A 14,862-nucleotide genomic window follows, 5' to 3' on the forward strand; every position below is an offset into this window, starting at 1 on the left:
GATGGAAGGATTGCGCTCGAGCCCGCAAACGAGCGGCGCAACTGGATGAATGTCTCCTGCGGCGACTATACGGCGCCGGGCCTCGCAGGTATATTGAATTGTTTCCATATCGTGATCGCTTTTGCGACTCACCTGCCCGATGAAAGACACGCTCAACGTCCTGCTGTCGAAGCTGCGCATGAAGCAGCTGCATCTGCTGATCGCGCTCGACGATCACAAATCGCTGCACAAGGCGGCCGGCGCAATGTCCATGACGCAATCGGCGGCGAGCAAGGCGCTGCAGGAGCTCGAATCGATGCTCGACGCGCCGCTTTTCGAGCGCTCGAAAAGCGGCATGATTCCGAACCAGCTCGGCCATTGCGTGATCCGCTATGCGCGGGTCGTGACGTCGGACCTCACCGCGCTCTGTCAGGACGTCGCCGAAATACGTTCGGGGCGTGGCGGGCGGTTCGCGCTCGGCGCGATCATGGGCGCGATTCCCGACTGCGTAGTGCCCGCGCTGAACCAGTTGCATGCGGCGCAACCGGGTCTGTCGATCGAAGTGGTCGAGGACACCAGCGCGCGGATGCTCGCGCAGCTCGACGACGGCAGGCTCGATCTGGTGGTCGGCCGCGCGGCGGTCGCGGCCGATCCGTCGAAGTACCAGTATCGCCCGCTCGGCGACGAGCCGTTGGCGGTGGTGGTCGGGTATCAGCATGCGCCGTTGCCGCGTCGCGAGATGACGTTGAGCGATCTCGCCGGGCATCGCTGGGTCATGTATCCGTCACATATGCCGCTGCATGCGCTGCTTGAACGCGAGATGGATCTCGCCGGCCTCGACATGCCCGACAATCCGATTTCGACGGCTTCCACTTTCGTGACAGTGGCGCTGCTGCAAAGCAGCGCCGAACTCGTTTCGCTGCTGCCGAGCGCGATTGCCGGGCCGTTCGTGCGGCACAAGATGCTGCGCGTCGTGCCGGTCAGGCTCAAATCGCCATCGCAGACTTTCGGCATCGTCACGCGCAAGGGCGGCGTGCTGTCGCCGCCGGCGGAACGGTTCATCGCGCTGTTGCGCGCGCAGATACAACGGGCGCAGACGAAAACGCGAAGTTAGCCGCGGCGCAATCGGATCACTCAGCCGCCCGTGTGGTTGCCGGTAAGAATGCCAGCCAAAAAGCGACTTTCTTTCGGCGACGGCCGCCAGGAACGGCAAAACCGCCCGAAAAGGCGGTTTGGTATTCGAGTGAAAGACCTTCAATATCTCATGCCGGTTCGCGTTTTGTCATTCGACGCCAGCGGGTGTTGTAGCCGCGACACTGTCGCGTCAATCTGAGCCGATGACGGTTTCTCGTTCCGAGCTACACTGGTTTATATGAACTGAGCCAGGCTGGACATCCTGGCCATCGCTCGGGGAGAGCAGCCATGAATCGGCCACCGCTTCGGTTTCCGCTTCGCGCGACCAGCACCGTGACCGTGCGGGGTTGGCGTTGGCTCAAATGGGGCCTCGCAGCGTTTTTCCTGCTCGCGATGGCGCTGATTGCGCGGCTCGTGCAGATCGAGATCGAGACCTCGCGGCTGCAGGCGCGCTACCTTTCCGAACTGACCCGCGACGTCGGTTTTTCGGTCGCCGACGGTCCCAGTCATTCCATCCGCTTTCCGCAAGCCGATAAAGGCCCGTACGACGCGCGCCTCGGCTACGCGCTGTTGCCTGCCATTCAGCAGCGCCTGTTGCAGCATGGCTTCGAAATCAGCTCGCAGGCGCGCGATTCAGAACGCATGCTGTCGCTGGCCGATGACGGCCTGTTCCTGCCTTACGACGAAAAAGACACGGCGGGTCTGCAATTGTTCGACGGCACTGGCGTGCCGCTCTACAGCGCTCAGTTTCCGGGCCGCGTGTACGACAGCTTCGACGCGATTCCGCCGCTCGTCGTGAACTCGCTGCTGTTCATCGAAGACCGCTATCTGCTCGATCCGAATCAGCCGAACCGCAATCCTGCGATCGACTGGGGGCGCTTCAGCCGCGCGCTCGCCGACCAGGGCGCACGCGTTTTCAATCGTCATCAACAGACGCCGGGCGGCAGCACGCTCGCGACGCAGATTGAGAAATTCCGTCATTCGGCGGGCGGCCGCACCGCGACGCCGCCAGAAAAGCTGCGGCAAATCGCGTCGGCGTCGGTGCGCGCCTATCTGAACGGACCGCAAACGCTGCCCGCGCGCGAACAGATCGTCGTGCACTATCTGAACTCGGTGCCGCTCGCCGCGCAGCCCGGCGTCGGCGAAATCAACGGGATCGGCGATGGTCTCGCCGCCTGGTATGGGCGCGATTTCCGCGAGACCAACCGTCTGCTGAAGGCGCCGTCGACCGACGCGAATCTGCCCGACCAGGGCCTGGCGTTTCGCGAAGTGCTGTCGCTGATGATCGCGCAACGCGCGCCGTCGTTTTTCCTGCAGCGCGGCTATCCGGAACTCGAACGGCTGACCGACAGCTATCTGCGGCTGCTCGCGAGTGGCGGCGTGATCACCGCGCAGTTGCGCGACGCGGCGCTCGCGGCGCACGTCGAACTGCATCGCGCACCGCGCACCACACCGGATCTCGGCTCGTTCGTATCGCGCAAGGCCGTGACGTCGATGCGCTCGCATCTGCTCGCCGCGCTCGGCGTGCGCAGTTTCTATGAACTGGACCGCCTCGACGTGCAGGCGACAGGCACGCTGAACAACGACGTGCAACAGGCCGTTGCCGAGCGCCTCGCCGCCGCCGCGACCAAAGACGGCGCGAAGGCCGCGGGTCTCGTCGGCTACGAAATGCTGCGCGGGTCGGACGATCCGTCGCATATCGCCTACAGCTTCACACTGTTCGAGCGGCACGGCGATGCGAACCTCGTGCGCGTGCAGACCGATAGCGTGAACCAGCCGTTCGACATCAATTCGGGCGCGCGCCTGAACCTCGGCTCGACTGCAAAACTACGCACCGTCATCACGTATCTGCAGATCGTCACCGATCTGCACACCCGCTACGCCTCGCTGGGCAATGCCGAGCTGAAAGCGATCACGCCCGATCCGAACGATCGGCTGACGCGCTGGGCGATCGACTATCTGCTGCACACGCGCGACCATTCGCTGCGGCCGATGCTCGACGCCGCCGTCGAGCGTAAATACTCGGCGAGCCCCGGCGAAACGTTCTATACGGGCGGTGGCGCGCAGACCTTCACGAACTTCGAGTCCGACGACAACAGCCGCATCCTGACCGTGCATCGTGCGTTCCAGCATTCGGTGAACCTCGTGTTCGTGCGTCTGATGCGCGATATCGTTCACTATGAAATGGTGCAGACCACCGGGCCGTCGTCGGAATGGCTCGGCGACACGGCGACCCGCAAGATGTATCTGACGCGTTTCGCCGATCAGGAAAGCCGCGTGTACATGAAGCGTTTCTACACGAAGTACCACGGCAAGACGCCCGATCAGCAGATCACGCTGTTGCTGCTCGGCGTGCGCAAATCGCCGCCGAAAGTGGCGACCGCTTTGCGCAGCGTCGCGCCGGATCAGTCGAACGCGTGGTTCAACAAGATGATGTACGCGGCGCTGAAGAACACGCCGTCGGCTTCGATGCTCGACGACGAAGACCTCGCGAATCTGTACGACAAGTACGGCATCAACCGTTTCAACCTGAACGACCGCGGGTATATCTCCAGCGTGCATCCGCTCGAACTGTGGACGCTGAATTATCTGCGCAAGCATCCCGATGCGACGCTCGCGCAGATCGAAACCGCGAGCCAGGACGTGCGCCTGTCCACTTACTCGTGGCTCTTCAAGACGCGCTATCACGCAACTCAGGATCGCCGCATCAAGCGCATGGTCGAACTGCGCGCGTTCGACGCGATCGGCAAATCGTGGCAGGCGCTCGGCTATCCGTTCGCGTCGCTGACGCCGTCGTATGCGGCGGCGATCGGCGCGTCGGGCGATCGTCCGGCGGCGCTCGCGCAACTGATCGGCGTGATCGCGAACGGCGGCAACAAGGTGCCGACCGAAACGCTGACGCAAATCGACTTCGCGAAGGATACGCCGTACGAAACGCATTTCAGGCGCGCGGTGGTCGCGCCGCAGCAGCAGGTGTCGCCGGAGATCGCGAGCGAGGTGCGGATGCTGTTGCGTGATGTCGTGACGGGCGGTACCGCGAGGCGCCTCGCGCAAGGCATGACGTTCCCGAACGGCGAAACGCTCGAAGTCTATGGCAAGACCGGCACCGGCGATCAGCGCTTGAACGTGTATGCAAAGGGCGCGCGCTTGATCGAGTCGCGCAAGGTGAATCGCAGCGCGACCTTCGTGTTCGCGCTCGGCGACCGCTTCTACGGCACGCTGACCGCGTGGGTGCACGAGCCCTATGCCGCACGTTACGACTTCACGAGTGCGCTGGCGGTGCAGTTGCTGAAGTCGATGACACCGGCGTTGCAGCCGTTGCTCGATAAGCCGGTTCAGAAAACCGTGACGGCGGTGCCGGCGGAATCTACGCCAGCAGCGACGAAGGTTGCCGCGCACTGAACCGCTTACCGCTCATCAAAACCCGCCTCCGATGCCGCGGGCTTCAGAAACAGCTCATGGACCGGTGCGAAATGCGCATATAGCGGCAGAATCGCACCGCCCATCGCGCGGGCGTCGGCGCCGATCGCGCCTTCCAGCAATTGCGGCCGCACCATCCCTTCCCATTCGAAGCGATCGAGCACGCGCTCGGTGCGTCGAATGATCTCGCGCAGCAATAGCCGGTCGAACTCGCCGTCGATCACGACGGCTTCGAGATCGAGCAGCGCGGCCGCGTTGGTTAGCGCGTTTGCGATCGCCGGGCACGCGCTATCGAGCCATTGCTCGGTATGCCGCCACAACTCGGGCGACAGTGCGCGATGATCGTGCGCCGCGGCGGCCGGCGCGCCCGCGTCGCTGAACAGTTGTTCGAGCACGAAGCCCGATGCCGCGTGCAGCAACTGCCGCGCGGGTTTGCGCGCGCTGCCTTCGCGTAGCGGGATCGAACCGACCGCGCCCGCGTTGTCGTGCGGACCGCCATGCAGACGGCCGTCGATCACGAGTCCGCCGCCGATGAACGTGCCGACGAACAGATACAGGAAGTTGTGGATGCCGCGGCCCTGGCCCATCACGAGTTCGGCCGCGCACGCGGCCGTGGTGTCTTTGGCGAACTCGACGGGCAGGCCGGTTATCGCCGCGATGCGTGCGCGCAGATCGATGTCGTTCCAGGCTTCGAGCGCGCCGGGCGGCGCGCCGAGAAAGTCGCGCCAGCCGCCGAGCCACAACGGCGCCGCGACGCCGACGCCGACCACTTTGCCGGCCTTCGCACCGAGCGTCTGGTTCACGCGCGCGAGTTTGCTCTCGAGCGCGGGGAACAGCGTTCGCGGGTCGGGATACGCATACTCGAACACGTCGCGGCACACGATGCGCCCGGCGAAGTCCATCGCGAGCACGTCGAGACTGCGGCGTCCGACCTTGATGCCGATCGTGTACGCGCCGTCCGCGCACAACGCGATCGGCACCGACGGCTGGCCGATCTTGCCGCGCACGCGCGCCTGTTTTTCGAGCAGGCCGTCGGCGATCAGCCGATCGACGATCATCGACACCGTCTGCATCGAAAGACGCGTGAGGCGGCCGACCTCGGCCTTCGGCAGGGGGCCATGCAAGCGGATCGTTTGCAGCACGATCCGCTCGTTGAATTGCCGCATGCCGACCTGATTCGAGCCGACCGTGCGTTTGACCGGCGAACGCGGGCTGGTGCTGGAAGTGTCCATCGTCGTGTATCGGCCTCGTGGCTCAGCGGGTTGAGCGGCGCGTCACGCGATTGCCTTCACATCGGCTTCCTTCGCGCCGGTCATGATCGCGACCGCTTCCGACATGTGCACGTCCTTCGTATTGACGAGCGCCGCGCGCCGGCCGAGCCGCTGAATATGGATGCGGTCGGCGATCTCGAACACGTGCGGCATGTTGTGGCTGATCAGGATCACCGGCAAACCACGATCGCGCACGCGCCGGATCAGTTCCAGCACCATGTTGCCTTCCTTCACGCCGAGCGCGGCGGTGGGCTCGTCGAGAATCACGACGTGGCGCGCGAACGCCGCGCTGCGTGCCACCGCGACGCCCTGGCGCTGGCCGCCGGACAGCGTTTCGACCGCCTGGCGCATCGAGCGGATGCCGATTTGCAGGTCTTTCATGGCCGCGGTCGCTTCGTCGAGCATGCGGCGCTTGTCGATCATCTTGAACAGCGAGCCGCGCCAGCCAGGCTTCAGCAATTCGCGGGCGAGAAACAGATTTTCGGCGATGCTCATCGCCGGCGCGACCGCGAGTTCCTGGTACACGGTCTCGATGCCTTGCGCGCGCGCATCGAGCGGACTGCGGAACTTGACTGGTTTGCCGTCGAGCAGAATCTCGCCTTCGTCGGGCACCGTCGCACCGGAAAGCGCCTTGATCAGCGACGATTTGCCGGCGCCGTTGTCGCCGATCACCGCGAGGATCTCGCCGGGCAGCACTTCGAAGTCGCAACCGTCGAGCGCGGTCACGTTGCCATAACGTTTGACGAGCCCGCGTGCTTGCAGAACCGGCATTGCAGCGGACGTGGAAGGGGAGGTGGAGGTCAGCATGACAAGGCTCCTGTGCGGGATCAACGGCCGCGGTGCGAGAGTTTATCGGCGGCGACCGCGAGAATCACGAGGATGCCGGTGATCAAGACCTGGTAGACCGAGGACACGCCGATCAGAGTCAGGCCGTTACGGAACACGCCGACGATCAGCGCTCCGAGCAAGGTGCCGACGATCGACCCGCGTCCGCCGAACAGACTCGTGCCGCCGAGCACGACCGCGGTGATGCTGTCGAGGTTCTCGGTTTGCCCGGCCTGCGGATCGCCGACGCCGGTGCGCGCTACCGACAGCAGCGCGGCGATGCCATAGATCGCGCCGGCGAGCGTGTAGACGATCAGCAGAATCCGCTGCGACGACAGGCCCATCAGCCGCGCGGCCTCGGCGTTGTTGCCGAGCGCGTACAGATGCCGGCCGGGCACCGTGTCGCGCAGCACGAACCACGTGGCCAGATACATCAGCAGCGTCAGCACGGTGCCGTACGTGACTTCCGCCGGTCCGAGCCTGAACGTGCTGCCGAAGAACATGATCGCGTCGGGCAGGTTCGACACGCTTTCCGCGTTCGAGTAGATCTGCGTGAGCGCAAACGCGATGTTCAGCGTACCGAGCGTGACGATGAACGCCGGCAACTTGATGCGCGTGATCAACAGACCGTTCAGTAAGCCGAACAATGTGCTGGCGCCGATCCCGCACAGGATGGCGAGAATGGGCGGCACGCCGAGCACGACCGCGAACTTGGTCATGATGATCGAGCCGAAGGCCATCACCATGCCGCAGGACAGATCGATGCCACCGGTCAGCACGATCAGGGTCTGGCCGATCGCGATGACCGCGACGACCATCGTCTGTTGCAGGATCAGCGACAGGTTCTGAAACGATAGAAAGCGGCTGCTCTGCGAAATAAAGAACCCGCAGGCCAGCACCAGCGCGATCAGCGGTCCGATTTCGGACAGTGACGGCAGGTGCTCGGAGAAAGACGGGCGCGGGCGGCCGGCGGGCGCGGAAGGGGTCGACATGATGGCAGTCCTCGGTACATGAGCGTGACCTGAAGGTCACGCGGCGAATCAGATGGCGGCCCGCTGCGACGCGCAACGGGCCGCTGTGCATGCGTGTTACTTGCCCCAGCAGTTATCGAGGCCGAACTTCGTGTCCTTGCTATCGACGCCGGACATCGGCTTATCGGTGATCAGCGTGACGCCGGTGTCCTGATACCCGGAGACTTTCTTGCCGGTCTTCGCGTAATCGACGCCGGCGGTGACGCCGAGCGAGGCCATCTTCAGCGGATACTGCTGCGAGGTCGCCGCGATCGCGCCGGCCTTCACGTTGCGCACGCCTTCGCATCCGCCGTCGATCGACACGATCATCACGCCCTTGTCCTTGCCCGCTGCCTTCAGCGCGCGATACGCGCCGGCCGCGGCCGGTTCGTTGATCGTGTAGACCACGTTGATATCGGGTGCCTTCTGCAGGCAGTTTTCCATCGCGGTCTGGCCTTTCGCCTGATCGCCGCGCGTGTCCTGGCTGCAGACGATCGACGCATCGCCTTCCTTGACGCCGAAGCCTTCGAGGAAGCCGTTGTGACGCAGCACGCCGACCGACACGCCCGGCGCGAGGTCGAGCGTCGCGATCTTCGCGGGCTTGCCGTTCAGCGCGGCCTTCGCATATTTGCCGATCAGCACGCCTGCCTTGAAGTTGTCGGTCGCGAAGAGGGCGTCGGTCGCGTCCTGCGGGTCGGTCGGCGTATCGAGCGCGACGACCATCACGCCGGCCGCGCGCGCTTTCTTGATGCTCGGCACGATCGCCTTGGTGTCGCTCGGCGTGATCAGGATCGCTTTCGCGCCGGCCGTCATCATGTTTTCGATCGCGGTGACCTGGCTCGCGTTGTCGCCGTCGAACTTGCCGGCGGCCGTGATCAGTCTGGCGCCGTCTTTCGACGCGGCCGCGTCCGCGCCCTGGCGCATCTTGACGAAGAACGGGTTCGTATCGGTTTTCGTGATCAGGCCGATGACGGGTTGGTCGGCGGCCTGACTCGCGCTCGCGCACCATAGCGCTGCTGCGGCGGCGCACATCGACACGATTGTCCTGGCGACAGGACGCCTGTGGGGATTCAGATTCATGAGACGCTCCTCCGGTTATTGGCAACGACGTGTGAGACTGCTGATAGATCGAAACTGCAAAGTTGCGAGCTCGACCGTTCGGCGATGACGCTTCGATTCGATGTGATCCGAAGGAGATCGCCTAAATCACTTTGGTTGATTTAGTACAGCAGGCGCGCAGCCGATCGTCAAGGAGATGTGAAAGCGGAAAATTGCCGCGCGGCGCACCGCGTGCAGGCTGTGAGCCTTGCGTGGTAAGGCTTTGAGCGAGTGTTGCGGTGCGGAGTAGCGCGTCTGGGCTTCGGGAAAGTCCTGGATCGACTGAAAGCTATTTGAAGCCTGAACGATGGCCTTTAAACACTTTTCGCGGCGCGTAAGGCGCTTTTTCGGTGTTCGCTGAATCGAGAGGCGAGGTCGCGGCGGAACAGCACTTGCTCGCGTCGACAGGACGTGAACCTGTCGGAGAGACCCATGTCTTCGCATTGGTGGCAGCGACGACTCGGCTCCCGCGAATCGTTGATCGCCGCCGCGCTCGTGATCGGCGTTCTGTACGCGGGCAGCACGATGGTCACGCCGCTTTATCCGCTCTATCAACGCCGGTTCGGCTTGTCCGAACTGACGATCACGCTCGTGTACGCGACCTACGTGATCGGCAATCTCGGCGCGTTGTTTTTATTCGGCCGCGTATCCGACCAGGCCGGCCGTCGATCGGTCACTCTGCTGGTGCTGGCAGCCGCGATCGTGAGCACGATGTGCTTTCTATTCGCCACGCATGCGACGTGGCTGTTCGTCGCCCGAGCGGCAAGCGGACTTGCGATCGGCGTGGGTGCCGCCACGGCGACCGCGTGGATCGCGGAATTGCACGCCGGCGCCGATAAGGCGCCCGCCAGCCGTCTTGCCGCGGCGGTCAATCTGGCCGGGCTCGGAGTCGGGCCGCTGCTGACCGGACTGCTCGCGCAATTCGCGCCCTGGCCGTTGCACACGGTGTTCGTTGTTTATCTGTTGGCGCTTCTGGTCACCGCGGCGTTGGCGGCGCTCGCATGCGAAACCGTGCAGGAGCGTGCCCGGAAGTTTGCACAGGTGTCGTTCGCGCCACGCATCGGCGTACCCGCGCGATTGCGCGTGGCATTCGTCGTGCCTGCCGTCACCGCATTCGCGACCTTCGCGCTGCTCGGCTTTTTCGCGGCGCTGTTGCCCAATCTGATCGCGAACAGCATGCATCTGCACAGTCCCGCGCTGAGCGGGGCGCTCGTCGCCGAACTGTTCGCCGCGAGCACGATCACGGTAATGGTCACGTCGAAACTCGCCGCCCGCACCGCGATGTTCGCCGGTCTGTGGCTGCTGCCGCCGAGTCTGGCGTTGCTGCTGTGGGCGCAGGTCGCCGCGTCGATCGTGGTGCTGAGCGCGGCGACGGCGTTGTGTGGCATCGCAGCCGCGCTCGGGTTTCGCGGCAGTCTGCAGGAGGTCAACCGGATCGCGCCCGCGGGCCAACGCGCCGAATTGCTATCGGCGTATCTGCTGTGCTGTTACACCGGCAACTCGTTGCCGGCGGTCGGTATAGCGCTGTTGTCGACCCGGGTCGGGCATTTGTGGGCGAACGTCGCGTTCGCGGCGGTGTCCGCGGTATTGGCCTGCATTGCGTTGGCGGTCGGTGCGCGCGTGCCGCGTCACGCGAGTTGATGCGCGCAAGCTGGCGGAACCTCGTCGGCCGCAACGTTGCGTCGCGGCTGCTACTGCCACATCAACGCAAGCGGGGCGCGGCCGTCGATGCGCGCACGACCAGTTTGGGCTCGGACGAAATCCGCATCGGCACGTGCACCGGCACATCCCCTACGGCGCGTCCGGCTTGTCCGTACGACGTCTCGATCAGTTCGCGCAGCAGTTCCACTGCAAGTCCTGCGACCTCGACCGTCGGTACCGCCACCGTCGTCAGCGCGGGACGCGACTCGCGCGCGAGCTGGATGTCGGTGATGCCGATCACCGACAGATCGTGCGGCACGCGCAGGCCGAGGTCCGCCGCCGCGTGCATTGCGCCGAGCGCGGGCAGGTCGTTGGTCACGAAGATCGCGCTTAGTTGCGGATCGGCTTCGAGCAGCGCGCGCGCCGCAATGTAGCCGCCGTGGATCGTGTCGAGGCCGTGCCGCACGCGGTTCTTCGTCACGCCGGCTGCGCGCAATGCGTCGACGAAACCTTCGTAGCGCGTCGCGTGAATACCCGAGGCCTTGCTGCCGACGATCGCACCAATGCGCCGATGCCCGAGTTCGAGCAGGTGCTCGGCGGCTAGTTTGCCGGCCAGCCGGAAATCGACCGCGACGCACGGCAACCCGGGCGGCTCGCTGGGCCGCTCCCACATGCACAGCACGACCGGCGTGCCGCGCGCTTCGGTCTTGTGCAGATCGGCGAAATCGAGGTTCGCGTTGGTCACGAGCACACCTTCGGACAAGGTGCCGGCGATCTGGTCGAGATACGCGCGGCCAGTCAGCGGATCCTCGTTCGTATTGCAGATGATCACGAAGTGGCCGCTCGCGCGCGCGGCGCGTTCGACCGCGAGCGCGAACTCCGGATAGAACGGATTCGCGATGCTCGACACCATCAGCGCAAGCGTCGGCGCGCGGCCTTCGGCAAGCGCGCGCGCGGCAAGATGCGGGCGATAGCCGAGCGTCGCGACTGCATCGAGCACGCGTTGCCGAGTCGTTTCGCCGACGCGGCCGCGATTGCGCAGCACGTTGGACACCGTGGCTGGCGTAACGCCGGCATGACGCGCGACTTCGCTGAGTGTAGGCATGGTAAGGTCAGTATTTGGGATGGCTGTCCGGCATTTGCATCGCGCCGCGAGGCGCGGCAACATCTGCCCTCGAACCAAGTACAAAACGATATCGGAGACAGACCCAACGATCGCCTTGCGATCGATTTTTCGGTCGCGCTGATTAAGCGCTTAATCTCCGACTTCGCGCCGATTAAATCACGGAGTCGATGCAATGGCGAGCATTTCGTTACGAGGCGTGCAGAAGGCGTATGGCGACGGTGCGCCAGTGATTCGCAACGTCGATCTGGACATCGGCGAAAACGAGTTCTGCGTGTTTCTCGGCCCGTCGGGCTGTGGCAAGTCCACGCTGCTGCGCATGATCGCGGGCCTCGAGGATGTAACCGACGGCGACCTGTCGATCGGCGGGAAGATCGTCAACGACGTGCCGGCCGCGCAACGCGGCGTCGCGATGGTGTTCCAGAGCTATGCGCTGTTTCCGCACATGAGCGTGTTCGAGAACATGGCGTTCGGCCTGAAACTCGCGAAGACCCCGAAGGATGAAATCGAGCGCAAGGTGCGTGAAGCCGCGCGCATCCTGCAACTCGAGGCACTGCTCGAGCGCAAGCCGAAGGCGCTGTCGGGCGGGCAGCGGCAGCGCGTCGCGATCGGCCGCGCGATCGTGCGCGAGCCCGGCGTGTTTCTGTTCGACGAACCGCTGTCCAATCTCGATGCAACCTTGCGCGGACAAACGCGCGTCGAGATCGCACGCCTGCATAAGCAGTTCGCGAAGGCGAGCGTGGTCTACGTGACGCACGATCAGATCGAAGCGATGACGCTCGCCGACAAGATCGTGCTGCTGCATTCGGGCAAAGACACCGAGCGCTACGGCAGCATCGCGCAGATCGGCGCGCCGCTCGAGTTGTATCACCGCCCGAAAAGCCGCTTCGTGGCCGGCTTTATCGGCTCCCCGCGAATGAATTTCCTGTCGGGCAGGGTGGCCTCGCTCGATGCGCAAGGCGTGCTCGTCACGCTCGATCACACCGGCGAGAACGTGCGCGTGCCGGTCAGCAGCGCGGGCTTGCAGTCAGCGCAGCCGGTCACGCTCGGCGCGCGTCCCGAGCATCTGGAGTTCGTCGATGCATCGGCCGCGTCGCAAGACGGCGTGCTCGCGCGCACCGTATCGCTCGTCGAGCAGCTTGGCGAACACAGCTACGTGCACCTCGATCAACCCGGCGGGGCCGTGCTGATCGCCAAGGCGCCGGGCAACACGCGCCTCGCTCCGGGCGATCGCGCGAACCTGCGGATGCCGCGTACCGCCTGTCATCTGTTTACCGAGGACGGCTTCGCGGCCGCGTCGCTCGAATCCGTCGAACACTACGCTTGAAGAACATTGGGGACACAGGGATGCGTTTAGGAGTCTGTTATTACCCGGAGCACTGGCCCGAGTCGATGTGGAAAGACGACGCGCGCCGGATGAAAGCGCTCGGCATCGAGCAGGTGCGAATTGCCGAATTCGCGTGGAGCCGGATCGAGCCGGCGCCCGGCGAATACGATTGGGGCTGGCTCGATCGCGCCGTCGACGTGCTCGGCGCGGCTGGCCTGAAGGTCGTCATGTGTACGCCGACGGCGACGCCGCCGAAGTGGCTGATCGATCGTCATCCGGATATCCTGCCGGTCGGCGCCGATGGACGCCCACGCGCGTTTGGCTCGCGGCGTCATTACGACTTCTCGTCACCCGTGTATTTCGACGCGTCGCGCCGTATCTGCACGGCGGTGGCCGAGCGCTACGGCAAGCATCCGGCGGTCGCTTTCTGGCAGACCGATAACGAATTCGGCTGTCATTACACGGTGGTCAGCTATTCGCCGGCCGCGGTCACGCGCTTTCGCGAGTGGCTGAAGGCGCGTTATCGCACGATCCAGGCGTTGAACGAAGCATGGGGCACGGTGTTCTGGAGCATGGAGTACCGCAGCTTCGAGGAAATCGACGCACCGGTCGGCACCGTGACCGAGGCGCATCCTTCGCATCGGCTCGACTACCGGCGCTTCGCATCCGACGAAGTGGCGCGCTACAACCGCATGCAGGTCGAGATCATTCGCTCGCATTCGCCGGGGCGGCCGGTCGCGCACAACTTCATGCAGCTTTTCACCGAGTTCGATCACTACAAGGTCGCGGCCGATCTCGACGTCGCGACGTGGGACAGCTATCCGCTCGGCGCGCTTGAAGAGCAGTGGTTCGCGCCGGAGATCAAGGCGCGCTGGTTGCGCACCGGTCATCCGGATTTCGCGTCGTTCAATCACGACGTGTATCGCGGCATGTCGAAGCTGCCGCAGTGGGTGATGGAGCAGCAGCCGGGACCGGTGAACTGGGCGCAGTGGAATCCGGCGCCGCTGCCGGGCATGGTGCGGCTGTGGAGCTGGGAAGCTTTCGCGCACGGCGCGGGCTGCGTGTCGTATTTCCGCTGGCGGCAGGCGCCGTTCGCGCAGGAGCAGATGCATGCGGGGCTCAATACGCCCGATAACCGGCTCGACGTCGGCGGCAATGAAGCCTCGCAGGTGGCGTCGGAAATCCAGACGGTGCTCGCCGCGACTGCCGATGCGAATGCGTCGATCCGCTCGAAAGTCGCGCTTGTCTACGACTACGAAGCGAAGTGGCTGTTCGAGATTCATCCGCAGGGCGCGGATTTTCACTATCCGCGCTTCGCATTCGAGTACTACTCGGCTCTGCGCGCGCTCGGGCTCGACGTCGATGTCGTGCCGGCCGATGCATCGTTCGATGGCTATAGCCTCGTCGTCGTGCCGCCGCTGCCGGTCGTGCCCGACGATTTCGCCGAACGTCTCGCACGCTCGGGCGCGCAAGTCGTGCTCGGCCCACGCACCGGCTCGAAGACGCGCGACCTGCGGATTCCATCGAATCTGCCGCCGGGCGCATTGACGTCGGTGTTGCCGCTGCGCGTATGGCGCGTCGAATCGATGCGGCCGAACGTGACCGAAGCGGTGATGCTGGACCAGCAGGGCAGTACGGCCGATGGCTTCGCGCGACACTGGCGCGATTTCATCGACAGCGATGCATCATCCTCATTCGACGTGCGCACGCGTTTCGCGGACGGTCATCCCGCGTACGTGCGAAGCGGCGCGTTCCACTACCTCGCGAGCCTGTTCGACGACGCGTTGACCGTGCGCCTGTTCGCGCGGATCGCGCAGGAAGCGGGCCTCGAAACGCAGGCGCTCGGCGACAGCGTGCGCTTCAGCCGTCGCGGCGCACTGACCTATGTGTTCAACTACGGCGATCGAACCCACACGCTCGACGATATTTCCGACGACGCATTCGTGATCGGCTCCCGGGAGGTGGCGCCGCAAGGGGTAGCGGTCTACCGCTCGTAATTGAAGTCTGGCCCAGGCAATTCCACGCAGTCATTCG

General features: G+C 64.6%; 10 protein-coding genes. 5 read left to right on the forward strand and 5 right to left on the reverse strand.

The window, feature by feature from the left end; translation table 11 throughout:
* Nucleotides 1–139 precede the first annotated feature (139 nt).
* Both AB3X89_RS06220 and AB3X89_RS06225 read left to right on the forward strand, forming a co-directional pair.
* Nucleotides 140–1,093 (forward strand): LysR family transcriptional regulator, encoded by a 954-nt coding sequence (locus AB3X89_RS06220; protein WP_368582358.1) that lies wholly within the window; start codon nucleotides 140–142, stop codon nucleotides 1,091–1,093.
* Between the two features lie 308 nt (nucleotides 1,094–1,401).
* Entirely contained in the window at nucleotides 1,402–4,515 is a 3,114-nt protein-coding gene (locus AB3X89_RS06225) for a transglycosylase domain-containing protein (protein WP_368582359.1), read from the forward strand.
* Between the two features lie 5 nt (nucleotides 4,516–4,520).
* On the opposite strand, the gene AB3X89_RS06230 is transcribed toward AB3X89_RS06225, so the two are convergent.
* The 4 genes from AB3X89_RS06230 to AB3X89_RS06245 all read right to left on the reverse strand — a co-directional run bounded on the left by AB3X89_RS06230 (nucleotide 4,521) and on the right by AB3X89_RS06245 (nucleotide 8,719).
* Nucleotides 4,521–5,765 (reverse strand): ROK family transcriptional regulator, encoded by a 1,245-nt coding sequence (locus AB3X89_RS06230; RefSeq protein ID WP_368582360.1) that lies wholly within the window; start codon nucleotides 5,763–5,765, stop codon nucleotides 4,521–4,523.
* Between the two features lie 42 nt (nucleotides 5,766–5,807).
* Nucleotides 5,808–6,611, reverse strand: coding sequence for an ATP-binding cassette domain-containing protein (locus AB3X89_RS06235; protein ID WP_368582361.1), 804 nt, complete (start codon nucleotides 6,609–6,611; stop codon nucleotides 5,808–5,810).
* Nucleotides 6,612–6,631: 20 nt separating this feature from the next.
* Complete coding sequence (locus tag AB3X89_RS06240; protein WP_368582362.1) at nucleotides 6,632–7,621, reverse strand: ABC transporter permease; 990 nt, start codon at nucleotides 7,619–7,621, stop codon at nucleotides 6,632–6,634.
* A 96-nt stretch (nucleotides 7,622–7,717) separates the two neighbouring features.
* Nucleotides 7,718–8,719: a sugar ABC transporter substrate-binding protein gene (locus AB3X89_RS06245; protein WP_368582363.1), complete on the reverse strand. Its 1,002-nt coding sequence runs from the start codon at nucleotides 8,717–8,719 to the stop codon at nucleotides 7,718–7,720.
* Between the two features lie 450 nt (nucleotides 8,720–9,169).
* On the opposite strand from AB3X89_RS06245, the gene AB3X89_RS06250 reads away from it, so the two are divergent.
* A complete protein-coding gene (locus tag AB3X89_RS06250) occupies nucleotides 9,170–10,378 on the forward strand; it encodes an MFS transporter (protein ID WP_368582364.1) in 1,209 nt (402 codons plus the stop codon).
* A 61-nt stretch (nucleotides 10,379–10,439) separates the two neighbouring features.
* Here the strand turns inward: AB3X89_RS06250 and AB3X89_RS06255 are convergent, their stop codons facing one another.
* Nucleotides 10,440–11,483 (reverse strand): LacI family DNA-binding transcriptional regulator, encoded by a 1,044-nt coding sequence (locus AB3X89_RS06255; protein ID WP_368582365.1) that lies wholly within the window; start codon nucleotides 11,481–11,483, stop codon nucleotides 10,440–10,442.
* Between the two features lie 193 nt (nucleotides 11,484–11,676).
* Here AB3X89_RS06255 and AB3X89_RS06260 point away from each other — a divergent pair, with 193 nt between their 5' ends.
* Nucleotides 11,677–12,828 (forward strand): ABC transporter ATP-binding protein, encoded by a 1,152-nt coding sequence (locus AB3X89_RS06260; RefSeq protein WP_368582366.1) that lies wholly within the window; start codon nucleotides 11,677–11,679, stop codon nucleotides 12,826–12,828.
* A gap of 20 nt (nucleotides 12,829–12,848) precedes the next feature.
* Entirely contained in the window at nucleotides 12,849–14,825 is a 1,977-nt protein-coding gene (locus AB3X89_RS06265) for a beta-galactosidase (RefSeq protein ID WP_368582367.1), read from the forward strand.
* Nucleotides 14,826–14,862 lie beyond the last annotated feature (37 nt).

Source organism: Paraburkholderia sp. BR14320 (assembly GCF_040948665.1).
GTDB lineage: Bacteria > Pseudomonadota > Gammaproteobacteria > Burkholderiales > Burkholderiaceae > Paraburkholderia > Paraburkholderia youngii.

Excerpts from the sequence above, each read along its gene's own strand:
- AB3X89_RS06235 (WP_368582361.1), bottom strand. The coding sequence starts at position 6,611 with ATGCTGACCTCCACCTCCCCTTCCACGTCCGCTGCAATGCCGGTTCTG.
- AB3X89_RS06265 (WP_368582367.1), top strand. The coding sequence starts at position 12,849 with ATGCGTTTAGGAGTCTGTTATTACCCGGAGCACTGGCCCGAGTCGATG.
- AB3X89_RS06230 (WP_368582360.1), bottom strand. The coding sequence starts at position 5,765 with ATGGACACTTCCAGCACCAGCCCGCGTTCGCCGGTCAAACGCACGGTC.
- AB3X89_RS06220 (WP_368582358.1), top strand. The coding sequence starts at position 140 with ATGAAAGACACGCTCAACGTCCTGCTGTCGAAGCTGCGCATGAAGCAG.
- AB3X89_RS06245 (WP_368582363.1), bottom strand. The coding sequence starts at position 8,719 with ATGAATCTGAATCCCCACAGGCGTCCTGTCGCCAGGACAATCGTGTCG.
- AB3X89_RS06225 (WP_368582359.1), top strand. The coding sequence starts at position 1,402 with ATGAATCGGCCACCGCTTCGGTTTCCGCTTCGCGCGACCAGCACCGTG.
- AB3X89_RS06260 (WP_368582366.1), top strand. The coding sequence starts at position 11,677 with ATGGCGAGCATTTCGTTACGAGGCGTGCAGAAGGCGTATGGCGACGGT.
- AB3X89_RS06255 (WP_368582365.1), bottom strand. The coding sequence starts at position 11,483 with ATGCCTACACTCAGCGAAGTCGCGCGTCATGCCGGCGTTACGCCAGCC.
- AB3X89_RS06240 (WP_368582362.1), bottom strand. The coding sequence starts at position 7,621 with ATGTCGACCCCTTCCGCGCCCGCCGGCCGCCCGCGCCCGTCTTTCTCC.
- AB3X89_RS06250 (WP_368582364.1), top strand. The coding sequence starts at position 9,170 with ATGTCTTCGCATTGGTGGCAGCGACGACTCGGCTCCCGCGAATCGTTG.